This is a genomic window from Blautia sp. AM47-4 (genome assembly GCF_003479865.1).
Lineage (GTDB): Bacteria > Bacillota > Clostridia > Lachnospirales > Lachnospiraceae > Fusicatenibacter > Fusicatenibacter saccharivorans.
Genome location: NZ_QUHY01000039.1, coordinates 1 through 19,270 on the forward strand (window position 1 = coordinate 1; position 19,270 = coordinate 19,270).

General features: G+C 39.5%; 19 protein-coding genes and 1 pseudogene. 17 read left to right on the forward strand and 3 right to left on the reverse strand.

Features of this window, described 5'->3' with window-relative positions; all coding sequences use genetic code 11:
- Positions 1–312: 312 nt before the first annotated feature.
- From DW965_RS20200 to DW965_RS16800, 5 genes are all read left to right on the forward strand, one after another.
- The gene (locus tag DW965_RS20200) at positions 313–1,773 is read left to right on the forward strand and encodes a fucose pyrophosphorylase domain-containing protein (protein ID WP_243036669.1); all 1,461 of its coding nucleotides are present in this window, start codon (positions 313–315) and stop codon (positions 1,771–1,773) included.
- Positions 1,656–3,200 (forward strand): GHMP family kinase ATP-binding protein, encoded by a 1,545-nt coding sequence (locus DW965_RS20205; protein ID WP_243036670.1) that lies wholly within the window; start codon positions 1,656–1,658, stop codon positions 3,198–3,200. The genes DW965_RS20200 and DW965_RS20205 overlap by 118 nt, the downstream gene beginning before the upstream one ends.
- Before the next feature lie 12 nt (positions 3,201–3,212).
- Positions 3,213–3,638 carry an L-fucose mutarotase gene (fucU, locus tag DW965_RS16790; RefSeq protein WP_118697873.1) on the forward strand — a complete coding sequence of 142 codons (426 nt, stop codon included), beginning with the start codon at positions 3,213–3,215 and terminating at the stop codon, positions 3,636–3,638.
- Between the two features lie 134 nt (positions 3,639–3,772).
- Positions 3,773–4,816, forward strand: coding sequence for an SGNH/GDSL hydrolase family protein (locus tag DW965_RS16795; RefSeq protein ID WP_158581125.1), 1,044 nt, complete (start codon positions 3,773–3,775; stop codon positions 4,814–4,816).
- A 27-nt stretch (positions 4,817–4,843) separates the two neighbouring features.
- Entirely contained in the window at positions 4,844–5,701 is an 858-nt protein-coding gene (locus tag DW965_RS16800) for an AraC family transcriptional regulator (RefSeq protein WP_118697875.1), read from the forward strand.
- A gap of 66 nt (positions 5,702–5,767) precedes the next feature.
- Here DW965_RS16800 and DW965_RS16805 read toward each other — a convergent pair whose 3' ends face one another.
- The 3 genes from DW965_RS16805 to gmd are packed head-to-tail and all read right to left on the reverse strand — an operon-like array spanning position 5,768 to position 9,110.
- Complete coding sequence (locus tag DW965_RS16805) at positions 5,768–7,090, reverse strand: sugar phosphate nucleotidyltransferase (protein ID WP_118697876.1); 1,323 nt, start codon at positions 7,088–7,090, stop codon at positions 5,768–5,770.
- Positions 7,091–7,102: 12 nt separating this feature from the next.
- Entirely contained in the window at positions 7,103–8,044 is a 942-nt protein-coding gene (locus tag DW965_RS16810) for a GDP-L-fucose synthase family protein (protein WP_334291844.1), read from the reverse strand.
- A gap of 22 nt (positions 8,045–8,066) precedes the next feature.
- Positions 8,067–9,110 carry a GDP-mannose 4,6-dehydratase gene (gene gmd, locus DW965_RS16815; RefSeq protein WP_055228363.1) on the reverse strand — a complete coding sequence of 348 codons (1,044 nt, stop codon included), beginning with the start codon at positions 9,108–9,110 and terminating at the stop codon, positions 8,067–8,069.
- Positions 9,111–9,401: 291 nt separating this feature from the next.
- Between gmd and DW965_RS16820 the strand changes: the two genes are divergently transcribed.
- From DW965_RS16820 to DW965_RS16870, 12 genes and pseudogenes are all read left to right on the forward strand, one after another.
- Entirely contained in the window at positions 9,402–9,746 is a 345-nt protein-coding gene (locus DW965_RS16820) for a helix-turn-helix domain-containing protein (RefSeq protein ID WP_118700100.1), read from the forward strand.
- Positions 9,747–10,018: 272 nt separating this feature from the next.
- Positions 10,019–10,987: a caspase family protein gene (locus DW965_RS16825; protein WP_118700101.1), complete on the forward strand. Its 969-nt coding sequence runs from the start codon at positions 10,019–10,021 to the stop codon at positions 10,985–10,987.
- A 31-nt stretch (positions 10,988–11,018) separates the two neighbouring features.
- Entirely contained in the window at positions 11,019–11,147 is a 129-nt protein-coding gene (locus tag DW965_RS20460; protein ID WP_256372865.1) for a hypothetical protein, read from the forward strand.
- A gap of 57 nt (positions 11,148–11,204) precedes the next feature.
- Positions 11,205–11,987, forward strand: a complete 783-nt coding sequence (locus DW965_RS16830; protein ID WP_147398809.1) for a hypothetical protein — start codon at positions 11,205–11,207, stop codon at positions 11,985–11,987.
- Between the two features lie 243 nt (positions 11,988–12,230).
- Complete coding sequence (locus DW965_RS22700) at positions 12,231–12,386, forward strand: RipA family octameric membrane protein (protein WP_442857834.1); 156 nt, start codon at positions 12,231–12,233, stop codon at positions 12,384–12,386.
- Between the two features lie 96 nt (positions 12,387–12,482).
- On the forward strand, positions 12,483–12,989 hold the full coding sequence (locus DW965_RS16835) for a TIR domain-containing protein (protein ID WP_243036671.1): 507 nt from the start codon (positions 12,483–12,485) through the stop codon (positions 12,987–12,989).
- A 9-nt stretch (positions 12,990–12,998) separates the two neighbouring features.
- Entirely contained in the window at positions 12,999–13,394 is a 396-nt protein-coding gene (locus DW965_RS16840; RefSeq protein ID WP_243036672.1) for a TIR domain-containing protein, read from the forward strand.
- Positions 13,395–13,789: 395 nt separating this feature from the next.
- Positions 13,790–14,101: pseudogene (locus tag DW965_RS16850) on the forward strand (IS66 family transposase); the annotation flags it as partial.
- Between the two features lie 219 nt (positions 14,102–14,320).
- Positions 14,321–14,854: a site-specific integrase gene (locus DW965_RS16855; RefSeq protein ID WP_119198622.1), complete on the forward strand. Its 534-nt coding sequence runs from the start codon at positions 14,321–14,323 to the stop codon at positions 14,852–14,854.
- Positions 14,838–15,860: a tyrosine-type recombinase/integrase gene (locus tag DW965_RS16860; RefSeq protein WP_119198623.1), complete on the forward strand. Its 1,023-nt coding sequence runs from the start codon at positions 14,838–14,840 to the stop codon at positions 15,858–15,860. The genes DW965_RS16855 and DW965_RS16860 overlap by 17 nt, the downstream gene beginning before the upstream one ends.
- Before the next feature lie 701 nt (positions 15,861–16,561).
- Entirely contained in the window at positions 16,562–18,754 is a 2,193-nt protein-coding gene (locus tag DW965_RS16865) for a P-loop ATPase, Sll1717 family (RefSeq protein ID WP_119198624.1), read from the forward strand.
- 350 nt (positions 18,755–19,104) lie between these two features.
- Positions 19,105–19,270 (forward strand): transposase (locus DW965_RS16870; RefSeq protein WP_442857835.1); only part of this gene is annotated, 166 nt, incomplete at its 3' end.

Below are 19,270 nucleotides of genomic sequence, written 5' to 3' on the forward strand. Positions count from 1 at the left end.
CGCCATGATACAAAAATACCGCCCGTAGTCTCGTTTGGGCGGTACTTTGTGTAAGATTGGCAGTCCATTATTAAGTTTTTTATTATGTTCCCTTTGTACACCGTTGCAAGCTATTGTTCAAAGAATGAAAAGTGAAATCTGCGAAATTTACGAATCAATAAGTCAATAAATGTAATGAAAAAAGGAAGATTTTTGACAAAATCTGTGATATACTAAAATACAGGTGTTTCAATCTATGATTGAAAAACGATGTTCCCTGGAGAGGGACAGAAATTAATACTACAATGATAAAGTAAGGAACAAAGAAAAGACATGTCACACAAAACTCTATTTTTACAGCAGTCCTACATCGACTGCACAAACCAGTACACCGCGCTTCTGGAAGCGCCGAATCTGCCGTTATGGGATTATGTAATTCTCACAGCATCCAATGAGGAGCAGGCTGCATCGTACCGTACACAGATTCAGTATCGTCTGGAGCACCATATGATTCCAGAGTCGACACACTATGCAGTTCTTCCGGATCCAGACGGAAAACGAGTAGGCAGCGGCGGCGCCACATTGAATGTTCTGCGCTACGTTCATGAAAATGCAGGCTCATTCGAGAATCAGCGGATTCTGGTAATCCATTCCGGCGGCGACAGCAAGCGGGTGCCGCAGTATTCTGCCTGCGGAAAGTTATTTTCACCGGTGCCACGTGTTCTGCCGAATGGAAAACGTTCTACTCTGTTTGATGAATTTATGATTTCCATGAGTGGTGTGGCCGCACGGATGAATGCTGGTATGTTGGTGTGTTCCGGCGATGTGCTGCTGCTGTTCAATCCGCTGCAGATTGATTTTTATGGCAAAGGTGCAGCGGCGCTTTCGATTAAAGAGCCGGCGGAGATCGGAAAAAATCACGGTGTTTACCGGGTTGACAGCGAAGGAAATGTAGGTGGTTTCCTGCACAAAAAAACAGTGGAGCAGCTGCAGAAACTGGGAGCTTCGGATGATCAGGGAAATGTAGATATCGATACAGGAGCGGTAATCTTCAACAGTGAGATGCTGCAGGCGCTGTACCAGCTGGTGGATACGAAAGAAAAATTTGCAGCTTATGTGAATGAGAGTACCAGGCTTTCCTTTTATGCTGATTTTCTCTACCCTCTGGCATCAGACTCTACGCTGGAGCAGTATTATAAAGAAACACCGGAAGGTGATTTTACGCCGGAACTGGAACAGTGCAGAACGGAGTTGTGGAGTGTATTGCATCCGTATCAGATGAAACTGATTCGAATGTCACCGGCTGCATTTATCCACTTTGGTACGACAAAAGAACTGCGTGAGCTTATGACAGAGCGGATGGATGAATTCTATTATCTGGGATGGACATCGAACATCAACACGAATCGGGAGGAAGCGGATTTTGCAGCTTCGAACAGTTACGTCAGCCCGAATGCAGAGATTGGAAAGGGAAGCTACCTGGAAGACTGTATGATTCGCAATAAGTCACAGATAGGTGAAGAGTGTGTGATTTCCGGCGTGACATTAGATGGTCAGACGATTCCTGCGCATACTGTTCTGCATGGACTGAAACAGCAGAATGGAAAATTTGTTGTCCGCATGTACGGTGTTTCTGACAATCCGAAGGAGCATTGCTGTTTGGAAAAACATTGCCGATGCCGCTCTGGGAAGCTGCGATTTATCCAGTATGCGATTCAATGGAAGAGGCAGTGCATCAGACACTGGAAGCCTGGAGAGAAGGTTTTCCGATTCGGGAAGATGCGATTTCACTGAAAGACAGCTTTAACCAAGCAGATCTTTCTGCACTGCTGCCGTGGCAGGAGAAGGTATCGGATAAAGTAGAACTGGAAGAAATTCTGGAGGCAATTGATCGAAAGGAAAATTTAACCAGACTGGTTGAGCAGATGCGGGATGGTATCTCAGAGCGGGTGAAAGGTGAACTGCTGAAAGAAGCACAGAGATTAAGCGAGACAGAGCTTGATCAGTTCAGCAGAAAGATCAGAATTTATTATGTTCTGTCCTGTTTTGATGAAAAGTATATGGACTCCTGCTTTGCGACCATCAGCAGCGGTATTCTTGCCGGAGCTGTAAAAGGTCTTTGTTATGATGCCGATGCGAAAATGGGAAAAGATCAGGTTACCGTAAATCTTCCGGTCCGTGTGAACTGGGGAGGCGGCTGGAGTGATACACCGCCGTACTGCATGGAACATGGCGGAACCGTACTGAATGCGGCTGTGATGCTGGACGGAAACTGCCCGATCGAAGTTGTGGTTAAGAAAGTCGACGAACCGGTGATTGTTCTCGCAAGTGCGGACAGTGGTGCCGAGCAGACCTTTACCGATATTTCCAGTTTACAGGATTCCAGCAATCCATACGATCCGTTTGCCCTGCACAAAGCGGCACTGATTGCCTGCGGCGTGATTCCATATAAGGATCCGATTTCCGTGCAGGAAATCACGGAAAATCTGGGAAGCGGCCTGTATCTTTCCACGCAGGTCATCAATATCCCGCGCGGTTCCGGCCTTGGAACATCTTCGATTCTGGCGGGTGCCTGTGTAAAAGCGCTGTATGAGATGCTGGGAAAAGAGGTAACAGACGAAGAGCTGTATGACCGTGTTCTTTGCATGGAACAGATTATGTCTACCGGCGGCGGATGGCAGGATCAGGTCGGAGGTCTGGCACCGGGAATCAAGATGGTTTCGAGTGAACCGGCAATTCGACAGAGAATTACGTGTGTGCCGTGCAAAATCAGTGAAAAAACAAGAAAAGAACTCGATGAGCGTTTCTGCCTGATCTATTCCGGGCAGCGCAGACTGGCAAGAAATCTGCTGCGGGATGTCGTTGGAAGATACGTCGGAGGAATCGAGGATGCGGTGGATGTCTTATATGAGATCCAGCAGACAGCGGTTCTGATGCGGTTTGAACTGGAAAAAGGAAATATCGATGGATTTGCAGAGCTTTTGAATCAGCACTGGGAATTATCAAAGAAGCTCGATGCGGGCTGTACCAATACATGTATTGACATGATTTTCCATTCCGTGGAAGATCTGATCGATGGAAAGATGATCTGCGGTGCCGGCGGAGGCGGTTTCCTTCAGGTAGTGCTGAAAAAGGGCGTAACGCAGGAAGATGTGCGGAAACGGCTGCACGAAGTATTTCAGGACAGTGGTGTTGATGTATGGCGCTGTTCGCTGGCATAGAAGGAGGAACATATGCTAAAAGGAATATCACCGCTCATATCTCCGGAGCTTTTAAAAATCTTAAATGAAATGGGACATGGAGATGAAATTGTTTTTGCGGATGCAAACTTTCCAACCGTAAGCACAGGAAAACAGGTAGTTCGGGCAGACGGAATCGGTGCTGTGGAATTGCTTGACGCTGTTTTACAGCTGTTTCCTCTGGATCAATATGATGAGGATCACTTTATATTAATGGAAGTTGTTCCGGGAGATCCGGTAAAAACACCTATTTGGGGTGAGTATAAAGAAGTTCTGAAAAAATATGAACCAGAAGCGCATGTACATACGTTGGAACGATTTGCGTATTATGAACGTGCTAAAGAAGCGTATTGTGTTGTAGCAACAGGAGAAACTGCACAGTATGCAAACATCATTTTGAAAAAAGGTGTTGTAAAATAGGATTTAGGAAGGAGAGGAACTGTTAAGATGAGGCGAAGAAATAAGCGGGGGGGTATCACGATAATTCACGAACGAACCTTGTAGTAGGAATTTTATGTGTTGTATTGGCAGTACTTCTAGGTGGGATTTTATGGTTGGACAAAACAGAAGAAGATCAGAGATCAGCAGAACTTCAGAGGCTTAATAAAAAAGTTTTTCAGGAAAGACAAGAACAAAAAGCAGCATTGAAACAGAAGGAAGCGGAGGACAGTTTTTATCAGAAGTTGTCCGATGGATTTGATGTGAATGTTTTGATTGTCGGTGATTCGATTGGTGCTGGCGCTGGTACTCAAAGCGATGGAACAGAATGGTTTGGACAGTTGCAGGCATATTTACAGACAATTGATAAGGGAAATATCTCTTTTACCAATATCTCTATGGGAGGAAATGCTTCCTATGCGGGCTATGCCCGTACAATGGCTTTAAATGATGGTATAGATTATGACTTAGCTATCATCTGTTATGGACAAAACGACGGTATAGATGGTTTTTCTACAAACTACGAATCGATTATTCGTGCGATCAGAAGCAGATACCCAGATTGTTCTATTATTTCTATTCTAGAATCCTCTCAACGTGAGTATACGGATAAAATGACAACAATTCAGAGCATTTGTGAACATTATGGCATTCCAGTAGCTGATACAATTGCAGCGTTTAACAATTCTGGAAAAAATTATGAGGAATTGTCTGATGACGGAGTTCATCCGAACGATGCCGGTCAAGGAATCTATTTTGAAACTGTTAAAGCAATAATTGATGATAATGTGGCAGCATCTACTGGCAAGATGGCGGATTGTGATGTAATTGATGAAAATGTACATAGATTTGATAATTTTATCTGGTACGATGCAGAATCTGATTTTGAACGTGTGGATGATACAACATTTATTTTGAATGTGGCTGCGTCAGGAATTATGGGAATCGATTATACGTATGAATCGGGAGATAATAAAGCTGATATTTATGTGGATGGAGAGTTGTTTGAATCGCCAACAGTGACATTTGATTACGATTTTTCTCAGCGTCATATACTTGTGGTTAATAATGATTGTACAGTGCAAGCAAAGATCAAAGTTGTGTTTAACAGTAAAGAACAGGCTGATGGTTTTTATGGAATGTGCTTCAGCTGGAAATAAGAAAGTTGAAGGAGAGGAGGAAAGAGAATGGACTATTTTTCATCATCCTCTCCTTCTGTGTCCTCACAGCGCATCTTATATACGCCTTCCGGATTTGCGCGTACGACGCTTCTGTATCTGCAGGAAACAGGTTCTCTGCATGCGATTTCTGCACATACCTCACACCGTGAACATTTGGCATCTTACCTGGTGTTTCTGGTGACTTCCGGGTCGGGAGAACTGGAGTTTAATGGAAAAAGCTATCCGCTTCAGGCTGGAGATTGCGTTTTTATTGATTGCCGCAAACCATATTCCCACGCAACGTCTACGGATTTATGGACATTGCAATGGTGCCATTTTTATGGGCATATTATGCCTGATATTTATAAGAAATATCAGGAACGCGGGGGAATGCCCGTATTTCATCCGAAAGAAATTTCGGAGTTGGTTCAGGTTATGACGGAGCTTTATGCCACGGCAGGATCAGACAGTTATGTGCGCGATATGAAGATCAATGAGATATTGAATCGATTGATTTATGTTTTAATGGATAATTCATGGCATCCGGAGCATACAACGCATTCCAGAAAACGAATCGATCTGGAAGGTATAAAACATTATCTGGATGAGCATTATAAGGAACATATTACGCTGGAACTGTTGTCACAAAAGTTTTTTATCAACAAATATTATCTGACAAAGATTTTTAAAGAAACGTATGGAGTTACAATTATTTCGTATATCGAAGAAAAACGTATTACACAGGCGAAAAATCTTCTTCGATTTACAGATTTGACTGTAGATGAAATCAGTACGGCAATTGGCCTGAATGATGCAAATTATCTGGCGCGCCGTTTTCGAAAAATAGAAGGAATGAGTCCGGGAGAATACCGGAAAAAATGGTAAAACAGAAAACCGCAAATCATTTTCAGCAGATCGGGCAGAAAATGGTTTGCGGTTTTTCATTACAATTTAGAAAAGGGACGGCAGATCGTATTTATGTTTATCGTGTACATTGATGTCTTTTCCGAATTGGACTTCAATGATCTGCAGTTCCGTATCAGCAAAAATGGTGTGTTTGCTACCTGCATTCATCTGCAGGGTGTCACCGGCGTGAACATTGTAAACAACGCCGTCGATCACGGCACGTCCTGTGCCGGAAATAACGTTCCAGACTTCGTTCCGGAAATCATGACTGTGGTAGTTCATCTGATGACCCGGATTTAAAGTTACTTTAATCGTAAGGCTTTCTTTTTCGATATCCAGAATGCGGAAACTGCCCCAGGATTTTTCTGCAAACATAACGCGGTGATCCAGGGTATTGACAAAGGGCTTGATGTAACTGGACTGCTCTTTGTCGGAAACCAGGATGCCGTCCGGGCTTGCAGAAACTACAATATCTTTCAGACCCATACAGAGTACGGGAAGATTCAGCTCGTTGACTACGTGCACATTTCTGCAGGTTTCGTTAAACAGTGCTTCGCCGACATTGTGGCTGTCCATGGCCTCAGTCAGAGTATTCCAGGTTCCAAGGTCTTTCCACATGCCGGAGAAACGCATCACTTCGATACGGTCCTCGTGTTCTACCACTGCGTAATCAAAACTGATTTTGTCTAACGTTTCATATTTGCTGAAAAGATCTTCGTAGTTTTCAAAATCAATTAATGCATGAGCGCGATCCAGAACATAACCAAGACGGAAAGCAAAAACACCGCCGTTCCAAAGAGCACCCTGGGAAATATACTGTTCTGCAATTTCTTTGGTCGGTTTCTCTTTGAACATCGACACCGTGCTGACAGGAGCCTGGGTGTCTGGAATAATGTATCCGTATTTTTCGCTTGGATAGGTCGGTTCAATACCCATCAGAACCAGGTTGGCATTGCTGGAAGCAGCCTGGGCACCGAGGTCTTTTAAGGCATCAAAATAATCAATTTCCACATAAGGGTCAACCGGGCAGACAACGACAGGTTCGTCCTCGGAAATTCCCTTTACATCCTTCAGATAGGCTGCGGCAAGCGCAATGGCCGGGAATGTATCACGGCGGCAAGGCTCAACGCTGATGCCGACATCTTCCCCTAACTGATTGTGGATGGCGGAAACCTGTGATTTTGAGGTCGCGATGGTTACCGTTGCATCCTTGTCGATCGTACGGATCTGACGGTAAACGCGCTGTACCATGGATTCCAGTTCACCATCTGCCGTATGGAAAATTTTGATAAACTGCTTGGAACGGATATCATTGGAAAGCGGCCACAGGCGCTGGCCGGAGCCGCCGGATAATAAAACGATATTCATAAAGTTTCTCCGTTATCTTTCTGCACGCATCGGGTTGTTCAGGAAATCCTCGTAGGAGAGACGGATGCCGTCTTCCAGCTCGGTTTTGTAGGTCCAGCCAAGAGCGGTTGCTTTGGATACGTCGAGCAGTTTTCTTGGAGTACCATTTGGCTTTGTGCTGTCCCAATTGATTTTTCCATTATAACCGATTACTTTTGCAACAAGCTCTGTCAGCTCTTTGATGGTCAGTTCTTTTCCGGTTCCGGCGTTTACGGTCTCATTTCCGGAATAGTTGTTCATCAGGAAGACACAGAGATTTGCAAGGTCATCGACATACAGGAACTCACGCAGCGGAGAGCCGTCGCCCCAGCAGGTAACTTCCGGCAGATTGTTAACCTTTGCTTCATGGAAGCGGCGGATCAGTGCAGGAAGTACGTGGCTGTGGGTTGGATGATAGTTATCGTTTGGTCCGTAAAGATTGGTTGGCATAACGGAAATATAATCAGTTCCGTACTGACGGTTCAGAAACTCACAGTATTTTAAGCCGGAGATTTTTGCAAGTGCATAAGCCTCGTTTGTTTTTTCCAGTTCGGAAGTCAGCAGACAGCTTTCCTTCATTGGCTGCGGTGCCATACGCGGGTAAATGCAGGAGGATCCAAGAAACTCCAGTTTTTTACAGCCGTTTTTCCACGCAGAGTGGATGACATTCATTTCCAGTGTCATGTTATCATACATGAAATCTGCCAGTGCTTCCTGGTTTGCAACGATGCCGCCTACTTTTGCAGCAGCGAGGAAGACATATTCCGGTTTTTCCTCTGCGAAAAATGCCTCGACAGCATCCTGACGGCAGAGATCCAGTTCTTTGTGGGTACGGGTAATGATATTTTCATAACCCTGGCGTTTCAGTTCTCTTACAATGGCGGAACCAACCATTCCGCGGTGTCCGGCTACATAAATTTTTGCATTTTTTTCCATCATGATCTTTGCATCTCCTAAATTAAAGTGCGGCTTTCATGGCTTTTTCCTGTTTTGCAAGCTGACGGTCATGCTTTGCCATAATTTCTACTAATTCAGCATACGTTGTTTTCTGCGGATTCCATCCAAGAACGGTTTTGGCCTTGGTCGGATCGCCCCAGAGGTTATCAACGTCGGTCGGACGGAACCATTCCGGATTGACACATACCAGCATTTTGCCGGTTTCTGCATCGTAGCCTTTTTCTTCCAGACCGGTGCCTTCCCAGCGGATGGTAATGCCGTTTGCAGCGAATGCTTTTTCGGTGAAATCACGTACGGTATGCTGCTCGCCGGTTGCGATGACGAAATCTTCCGGTGTTTCATGCTGCATAATCATCCACATGCACTCCACATAATCTTTTGCATAACCCCAGTCACGCAGAGAGTCCATGTTTCCAAGTTCCAGATGATCCTGAATACCTTCTGCGATTCTTCCGGCAGCCAGTGTGATTTTACGGGTAACGAAGTTCTCACCGCGGCGCTCGGATTCATGGTTGAACAGAATACCGTTGACAGCGAACATGCCGTATGCTTCGCGGTACTCTTTCACGATCCAGAAGCCATACTGTTTTGCAACCGCATACGGGCTGTATGGGTGGAACGGAGTTGTTTCGCGCTGCGGAACTTCCTCTACTTTTCCATATAATTCAGAAGTAGATGCCTGGTAAACTTTTGTCTTCTTGGTAAGGCCAAGAATGCGGCATGCTTCCAGAATACGAAGAACACCAAGTGCGTCCACATCGCCGGAATATTCCGGAACATCAAAAGAAACCTGTACATGAGACTGTGCAGCCAGGTTGTAAATCTCATCCGGCTGGACAATATTGATAATACGAATCAGCGATGACGAATCAGAAAGGTCACCGTCATGCAGTGTGATTTTATCCATAATATGCTCGATACGAGCCGTATTTGCAAGCGAAGCACGACGGGTGATACCATGAACCTCATAACCTTTTTCTAACAGAAACTCCGCAAGATAAGAGCCATCCTGACCAGTGATACCGGTGATAAGTGCTTTTTTCATTCGAAAATCCTCTCTATTAATTAATGTGTGGTGTGGAGAAAAACTCCATGTTAGTTGCCTTATGTATGTAGTTTAACGGAAGAGGGGGAGAAATGGGAGAGGAGATTTTGAGGTTTGATAGCATTATATTGGTTTATGATGATGAAAAAATGCTACAAGTTTGAAAAGTATGTGAAAGTGTAATTTATTTGTCTGAGAAACGTATATATAATGAAGAAGTATCGCAAATACGATGGACCAGGAGTTTGCGGTGGAGATAAGGAATAAATATAGGGAAGAGGATTTTGATTTATGTACGATTCGGAAAAAGAATATCAGATGATGTTTGAACGATTGAAGGATATTTGCAAGCAGAGAAACATCACAAATTATGCTTTGGCGAAAGCGACAAATCTGTCGAATTCAAGTATAAGCAATTTAATGAATGGAAAAACGACACCGTATGTAGATACATTACTAAGAATCTGTTCAGCCCTGGATATAACAATAGTGGAACTGATCGGGGAAGATGAAAAATTTAATGCAGAAGAGATGATCCTTATTCAAAACTATCGGGGGATGTCGCAGGAAAAGAGGCAATTGTTAAAGATTTATATTGAGATACTGGAAGCGTATAAAGGCAAAATTAATATGTGAAGTTATAACGATATAGATAACTCTTTATAACGAAATACCAAGAATGCGAGAATTATGATATTGTATAGATATAAAGTTTATAAACCATATCCCAATTTGAATTCATATTATTTTATTGCAAAACTGGAAATGCTTATTGGTAAACAAACAGCCAGTGTTGGGATGGGCAATGAAATTGCTCTGTCAAACTTGATTCCGTGGTGAAAGTGCGGATGTGAGTGAGACAGAGCTTTTTTTCGGAAATATTATTTTGAAGGAGGAAAAAGAGGACAATGAAAAAAGCATTAATAGTTGGTTTAAATAAGTATCCGGGCTGTGAATTAGCGTGTTGCAGTAATGATGCAGTTGCAATGAAGGAACTGATAGAATCCAATGGAGATGGTTCTCCTAATTTTGATGTGGTTGCAATTACTGATAGCTGTACAAAAAAGAATTTAAAAATACATATCGAAAAATTGTTTGCGGATGATGCAGATATAGCGCTTCTGTATTTTTCCGGACATGGTGCGGATTGTGATGGCGGATATCTTTGTACCACGGATTTTGCGGAAGGTGATTATGGCGTTAGAATGACAGATGTATTGGAAACAGCTAACAAATCCCATTGTAAGAATAAGGTTATTATTTTGGACTGTTGCTTTGCAGCTAAGATGGGGGAGTCCATATTGCTTAATAATAATTCTGTGTTGGGAGAAGGAGTAACGATAATAGCAGCAAGTCAACCGTGGCAGACTTCTGCAGAAAGTATCGCTATACAGCATGGGGTATTTACCGAATTACTTATACAAGGATTAAAGGGAGGGGCTGCAGATATTAGCGGTAATATTACACCTGCGAGTTTATATTCATTTGTGGATCAGTCATTAGGTGCATGGCAGCAGCGTCCGGTATTCAAGACAAATATTTCGCAGTTTTTGCCATTGAGAACTATACAGGCAAAGGTTCCGAAAATGATGCTGAGAAAATTGAGTACATATTTTAAAAATTCAACGGATGAGTTTAAACTAGATCCATCTTATGAGTATACAAATGCACCGGAAGTTAAACACCAGATTATAGAACCTTATGCAGATGCAGAACATGTTAGAGTGTTCAAAGAGTTACAGTTATTTGAAAGTGTTGGCCTCATAGAACCTGTTGGAGCAGAGCATATGTATTTTGCAGCAATGGAAAATAAGTCTTGTAAGTTAACTGCATTAGGTCTACATTATTGGAATTTATCAAAGGATAGACGTTTTTAAAATACAATGCTAGAAAATGAGGGGGAAATAGATGACGAAAATATTGAAAAAATTAGATAAAGTCAAGATCTTTAATTTTGGAGTGAGAACGGTTATTCCATTTTTTATTCCATTTGTTTTAGAAATAGATGATAAATATATTTCAGCAGAAGCAAAATGAATTATATTAATAATATTGTCTGTGGTGGATTTATTCGTTATCTATCAACTTAGTAAGTTGGAGGAAGATCAGGAAGAAAACAATTTTAAAAATAAAATAGCAAGGGATGCATATTCAAGTATATATGAATTAAATGAAAGAAAACGCAATTATATTGTTAAGAGCTCTTATAAAAAAGACAACCAAGAAAGATTTTATATACCAGAGAAAGCCATACCATACAATGTGCATGAGTATATCGGAGAAATATGCAACTCGTTTAAAAATGTTATTGCACAAATCACAGCTATTAATAAAGAATCTGTATCTGTATCTTTTATATATAAGTATGTTTATGAGCTAGATGGTGAGGTTAAGGGAAATCAACAAAGCGATAAGGATTGGAGATGGGTTATTGGGAGGGAGCAGACAATGCAGACTCCATTAAATAATTTTGTAAATCAAAATGATACGGTATATCATACATTGTTGGGAAAAGATACGGTTGTTTTTTATAATGACAAACAAAATGAGGAAAATAATAAAAAATACTATATGAGTGCACGAGATAAGAGACACGATAAAATTGGTTCAATATTTGGTGTGAAGATGATGTTTAGTAACAATGCTGAGAAGTTTGTCGAAGGAATATTGGTTATTTCGACTTATGGAAAAAGATTCATTGAAGATAATAATGACATAAAGAAAATTAATCAGTTAAAGCGATTGATTGTAGATGATCTTTTGCCGAATTATCAGAGAATGTTAGAAGCAGAAATGGGAATCTTATATTTGCGGCACATGGCATCTAAGGAAGAAGATAAAGAAAATATAGTGGAGAGTGATAGCACGTCTGGTTAATTGTTTACAACTTATGGAAAGGATTGATGGATTAAAATATAGGAAACTTAAAATCCTAAATAAAGAAAAGTTTGAAGGTGATTAAGAAAATGCTGTACTTGAGCAATGGAAAACCTGGATTGCGGAGGCAAACGGAATATCTGAAAAGTGTAATAATGCGAACAATATATTCATCACACACAATACTGCATTATTTGTACTTATAACGTTTTCGCTTCATTATAAAAGTATTTCACTTTTACAATAGGGGTTGCAATTTGTATTTTATGGATTTGTACAATTAACAGCTATAGAAAGTTAAATAGTGTAAAATATGAAATAATTAACGAAATGGAGTTGAAACTTCCGCTGGCTCCGTTTACGGTTGAGTGGGATAGATTAAATAAAAAATATGAATAGGTTCGATTGAAAAAAATAGAAAAAGCTATTCCTTGGATATTCATTGTTCTCTATTCAATTTCAGTTTTTTATCCAATAATAAAGACGCGTTAATAAGTGCGTGTTTTACATAGGAGGGTAAGTAATGAAGGTTTTATATCACATAAAAATGTGGATAGTCAGCAGGCTCTGATGCTAAAAAGTGCTTTTGAAAAAGAGGGTGTTTTCACATATTTAGACGTTCTGGATAATAGTATCAATGGAGGTGGCAAGTCGCTTACAGAGCATATTAAAGGGCAACTCAATAATTGCACGGATATAATCGTTTTAATGTCCGAAACAACAAAGTATTCATGGTGGGTTCCTTTTGAAATAGGTATGTCTGCACAAATTGATATGCCGACAGCAAGCTTCTTAAAAGAAGATGTTGACTTGCCAAGCTATTTGAGTTATTGGCCTAGATTAAAAACAACGAGAGATGTTGCTACATATGTAGACGTTAGAAAAAGAACAGAGAGAATATTAAATAAGCAATATAGCAATTGGGACTTTTCAAGCATCTCAAGTAGGAGAAAAATTGAAACTCCTATTTTTTACGATAAACTTAAACAAGAATTGAGGTGATATGATATTATGATATACAATATTTTTATAAGTCATTCGTGGACGTATAGTGACGCATACGAAAAGCTTGTCAATTTATTAGGTGCAGCTCCATGTTTTGCATATAAGAATTATTCCGTCCCTAAAAATGACCCTATACATAATGCGATTTATGATTATCAATTGAAAGCAGCTATTCGCAACCAGATGCAACATGCAAGTTGTATTCTAATTCTTGCAGGGGTTTATTCGACTTATAGTAAGTGGATAAATATTGAAATTCAGCTTGCTCAGGAAATGGGTAAGAAAATTATTGCCATTGAACCTTGGGGAGCAGAAAGAACATCAATAAGAGTAAAGAATAGTGCCAATGTGATTGTGAAATGGCAAACATCTTCTATTGTAAAAGCTATCAGAGGATATTGAATACATACCTTTGTGAATTTGATATTGTTAAAAAAAATTGAATGATAGCGGGGATGGCGAGTTTCATTTTTTACTACACGACAACTACATGGGTCCATTTGATACACATTTATGATCTTTGTTGAAAGTGCAGTAATCAGTCATTGTCAGCTCCTTTCTGAGAAGCTTTAATTCAATGGCGCTTCCGCATAGAGACGCGGCCGTCAATCATTACTTCGTAAGAATTATGGATGATGCGATTAATAATGGCTTCGCAGATTGTAGCATCGCACTCGTTTTCTATTCTGCTGTACTAGCCAGCAGGTTCAAACTGCGTACAAAAGATAATCGATCCTTTTATAACCACATTGGGGTCAGAACATATAAAGAAAATATGAAATTCTGTACATATCCGGAGGAAACAGTCTGTTTTGTACCTCATCATGAACCAGATCCGTGCAATCTACCGGGAGGAAGGAAATCTTTCAGGTCTTTCATCAGACGAACGAACTGCCCGGCGTCAGCTGGTGGTAAAACCACTGGTGGATGCTTTCTTTGCGTACCTGAAACAGAATTCAGACAGGGTACCCAAAAGCGGCAAAACAAAGGAAGCATTTACCTATGCCCTGAACCAGGAACGGTATCTGCGTGTATTTCTTGAAAATGGGGATGTCCCGATGGATAATAATGCCAGCGAACGTGCCATCCGGGGATTCTGCATTGGCAAAAATTATGTGCCGAACTTAGTTATGGGCTCTTAACATATATCAAGAAAAATGTCATAGTTACCTTATTAATCGAAAAGGAGGTAGCTTATAAACCTAGAAATCATTCACAACTTTGAGAAATTCCTTAGAAACAAGGGATATTCTCCACAAACAATTCATACTTATACGAAAGCGTTAGAACAAGTACCGGATTCATGGAATGTAACAGAACCACAACTTTTGTATGAGCACATAAATTATACCCTGACCGATAATAATCAAACTTTTAGTCCATCCACCAGACACAACATAGGACCTGCTTCAAGTTTATTCTTTCAGATGCAAACCGGTGAAGTCTTTAGAAACTATAATAGGAACCAGAAATATAAAACAACAAGAAATAAGGACTTGCTGGAAGAATTCTTCAAATATTCTACTGAATTCAAACACATAACAAGTATGTCAGCGATAGCAGAATGTCATCATATTTCAGCTTTTCTTGATTCTTTAGATGTCATTCCTAATGACTGGTCAATATTAACAGCTGAGGATATAAAACAGTATGTATGTACGGTTTTTCAGAACATAAAAGCATCAAGTATCGGCAGATATATTACATCATTAAGAAACTTTTTCCGCTTCCTCGAATATAAGGGATATGTAATAAATAGCTCGGTATTAGAATTACCACTTACATCTGCTGACTGGCAAAAAATCAAATGTTCCCATCATACTTACATCAGACGAGGAAAAACGGTTGCGTTTTCATTATAAGAATGATGAAGAAATGGGTATTCGCAATAACATTATAATTCGCCTGATGCTCGATCTAGGATTACGATGTTCTGAAATTCCGAACATTATGTTGAGTGACATTAAATGGGCAAATGCGTTGATTCAAATACATAGTACAAAGAATAATCATGTTAGACAGTTACCTTTATCTGCTGAATTAGGAAAGCTTCTAGAAGAATATATCCTTCGATATAGACCTTCTGTTCCTGATGAAAAATATCTTCTTTTAAGAAAGTATGTAAATCGGTACACCAGTATGAGCCGTGAAAATGTCCGATACGTTATTCGTAATGCTTTTGAAAAAGAACACATTATTGGCTATTGGAAAGGAACACATGCTTTGCGTCGGACAGCGGCATCAAAGATATTCAATAATGGTACAGGCCTTAAATTAACAGCAGATATACTTGGACATGAATCTCTTGATTCGACTAAGGCCTATATAAAAGTGGATTTCGAACACTTAAAAGCGGTAAGGCTTCTGTTTCAGGATGCGGAAAGCATGTTTCAGCGGGACGAGGGGAGGAAAAGGAGCTTCAGGAAGGGAAAAAAGAGTATTGAAGTATGGGATCTTTCCGGATTTGAGATAGACCACAGCCCGAATAAACTTCGGGTGGTGAGATATCATGAGAGCTGGAAAGAGGAAGGAAAAGAAAGAGAACGGTGGATGTGGCTGGCGACAACGCTGGAGCATGCGGATTACCAGATCCTGTGGGAGATCATGAATCGCAGATGGGATATCGAAGAGAATGGATTCCATCAGTTGAAAACGTATTATCATGCGAAACACTGTTACTGTCATACAGCAGTAGAGGTTATATTTGAACTGATGATGATAGGGTTCAATATGAGAGAGCTGTATTTATACCGGCGGATACAAAAATTTGAAGGAAGCAGAATCAGCCGGAAAAGTGTGAGCCGAAAGTTTTGCGATGAATTGCTGCTGGAGAATATGAAGGATGTTTTGTACGAAAAGGGCGGGTAGATCAGCGAAAAAAAGCAGAAAATGAAATAGCTGTCAAAACGTTCCAGGTAGAACAGGGGGGATTTTGTGCGCAATGGGAGTCTTTGTAAGAAAAAGGAAAAATGAGTACAAAAAAGAGGCTGTTTATAAATATGCGCTACTAAAAGCGAAATCCCTGGGAGTGCTATAAGTAGATTGACTATTCCGTAAATCGCGAGTAGACTTGAAAGAGAACCAATGTTGTTGGCAAGTAAAGCTACCATTTTCAGCATAATAGTATATTCATTTGACAGCATCTGCGAAAGAACATAACCGCCAATAGAAAGACCTGAATAAAGCACCGTGTTTTTTATTGTAATCTTTGTTCCGTTTTCATAAAGGTACGCACCAAGATAGTAAAACGTCCCATATTGTACTGCCGTTACAAGCTACAAAAGATTTATACAGCCAAGTTTATTAAGCGCAAAAATCGTAAAGGGGTCTGGCCCCAATGTCAAATGCTGCAAATGTGAAAAAAATTGGCATAGCGGTTGACTTGATAAAAGAATATGCTTATGCTAACATGAAAACATAATGCGAGAATTCTAATCACGGATCGCCATGGAAAACAGTACAAAAAAGTAAAAGCAGCAGAATCATGCCATAGGATGAAACTTTTTGAAAATGTAATTGTTGATGGTATAGATTACGGTAATAAGAGGTGAAAGGGGTAAGAAAGATATATGAATGGTATAAAAATAAAAGATATTTATGCAGGGAAACCAGATGCTAAAGACGAAATTAATTTTGAGGGAGTTGAAGAGTTTCTAGAGGCATTTGTTGTCCCCAGAAATTTTGATTTGGATGCTTTATGTAATGGAAACAAATTTTTTATAACTGGTTATAAGGGAGTGGGAAAAACAGCGCTGTTATTTTATTTAGATCGTTTACTTAGAAATGGAGATGAAGCAACGTGTACTTCTTTTATCTTTTTTAAAGAAGAATTTACGGATCTGAAAAAAAGTCAGCTGGATAGATTTTCAAAAAGACTACTTGCCTCTATTTATATAGAAAACGAAACATTGGTGAATAATTCGGAATTTGAATATATATGGAGATGGATCTTTTTTAAGAAACTTGTTGAAGATAATGAAACATTTTCAGATGGAATTTTTGTGAATGATAGAAATTGGTCGGAGTTTGTTAAGACAGTAAAAAGTATTCATGGACCCGGAACCTCCAAAAAATATATTATTCCATCTAAGCTAAAAGTGGCGATGCCAATTTCTGATAAAGTGGCAGGAACAGAGGTTTCACCTGAAATCAATATAGATTTGAATTCAAAAAATGAAGAAGGAAATCTGGATAAATTTATCGAACTGGTAACATTAGCAGAAACTTTATTAGGAAAGGTGAAAAAAACAGACATTCCATATTACTTATTTGTAGATGAATTAGAAGCTTATTTTGGAGATGAACAAATTTTTCATAGAGATTTATGTTTGATTAGAGATATGATTTTTACTATTAAACGAATAAACTCAATTTTTGCTAGCGCAGAAATGAGTAATATAAAAATTATATGTTCGATTCGAACCGAAATTGTAAATTCCATATCAAGAAACATTGTGACTAAGGAGATGAATAAAGTTGTTTCTGGATTTGAGGTGCCATTAAGATGGAATTATAATAATACGAACTCCTTTTCACATCCTATACTGCAAATATTATTGCGCCGAATCTTTATAAGTGAGCATAATAATGGGAAGCGTACTGAAAAAGAACTTATTAGTGATTGGTTTCCAGATAATATACATGAAATAGATACCGCAAGCTATATTTTAAATAATAGCTGGTGCAAACCTAGAGATATAGTAAGATTAATCACAGCAGCAAAAGGATCTTTAGAAAATGAAAGTGAGAAATTTTCAACTGCTGTTTTTTTAGCTTTGAGGAAGCAATATTCGTTAGATAGTTTAGAAGAAATAAAAGAAGAATTACGAGCCTTATACAGTACAGAAGACATAGAAATGATAATAAATTGTTTTAATGGTTTTAAATCATGCATGTCAGTTAATGAGCTAAAAGAAAGAGTAGAACAACTCTTTAAAGATACTGTACTAGATAAACATTTTATGCAAGTGTTACAAGATTTATATAGAGTCGGAATCATTGGAAATTGTATACCAAGATTAAATATGTATAGATGGAATTATAAGGGAGACGATGGAATAATCATATCAGATGAATGGAAGATAGTGGTTCATCAAGGATTACAGGCCGCTCTTTCTTTGGGCAGAAGACAAGATCATTATTTTCAGTCAAAACAGCCACCACGGATAGGAAATATAGTGAATGTAACAATTGAATCATTAAACAAATCTTTTTTAAACATATCATTTTTACATTATGGAAAAAAGCAGCTTGGATATATACATATTAGTGAAATATCAGACAAATATATTGAAAATTTACAGGATCTGTTTAGCGCAGGAGATAGTTTAGAAGCAAAAATCATAGAATATGATAAAAAATATTCTAAGTGGGCGTTGAGCTTAATAGAGATACCTCAAAAAGAACAGAGCGTCAAGAAAGTTGTGGAAAGGGATAATAATGAAATCTTGAGTAATTGCAGAAATGGATTAGAATTTCAGAAAAATAATGATGAGGCTAAAGAAACAGTAGACAGAGACTATATGAGAGAGATACATTGTTGGCTTGAAGAAGCTAATATAAAATATCAAAATGAGGAAGGATTTACTGATATAAGTGCTGCGGGATCGTATATAAAAAGACATAAGCCGGATTTTAATATTAAGAATTTGGGTTATGCAAAATTATCAAAATTAATAGAAGATTTTCCCGAAAGATATATAACAAAAAAAAATCGAGGAAAAGGGAATACTGAAAATAAGGTTTATAAATCTATAAATTAGGGGTGCCTGACACCAATATGGTCAGTCCTAGTGCAGATAAACAGTATTTCTATCGAAATAGACGCATCTGTTTCCGAAGTAAGAAAATCGTAAGGGGGTCTGACCCCAATGTGCGTCTCGCCCAGGGAGCGCCCTAGAGCGTGTTTGAAAACATTTCGAGTTGTTTATTTTAACCAAATTAATATTGAGACGATGCATATGAAGCCCAGAAAAGTGGAAGCCAGTTTATCAGAGAGTATGAAACTTTTTCTGTAAAATAATGTTTATAAGGTTCTTCTATGATACAATAAATATCATTAGGAGGGCCTTTTATTATGGCAAGACAAAAGAAACCTGTACATCGTGTACAAATGACAGAAGGAAAACGAAACATCATCCATCAGCTCCTGGAAGAGTACGATATCCAGTCTGCAGAAGACATTCAGGATGCGCTCAAGGATCTTTTAGGCGGCACCATTAAGGAAATGATGGAAGCTGAAATGGATGATCATCTTGGTTACGAAAAATCCGAACGCT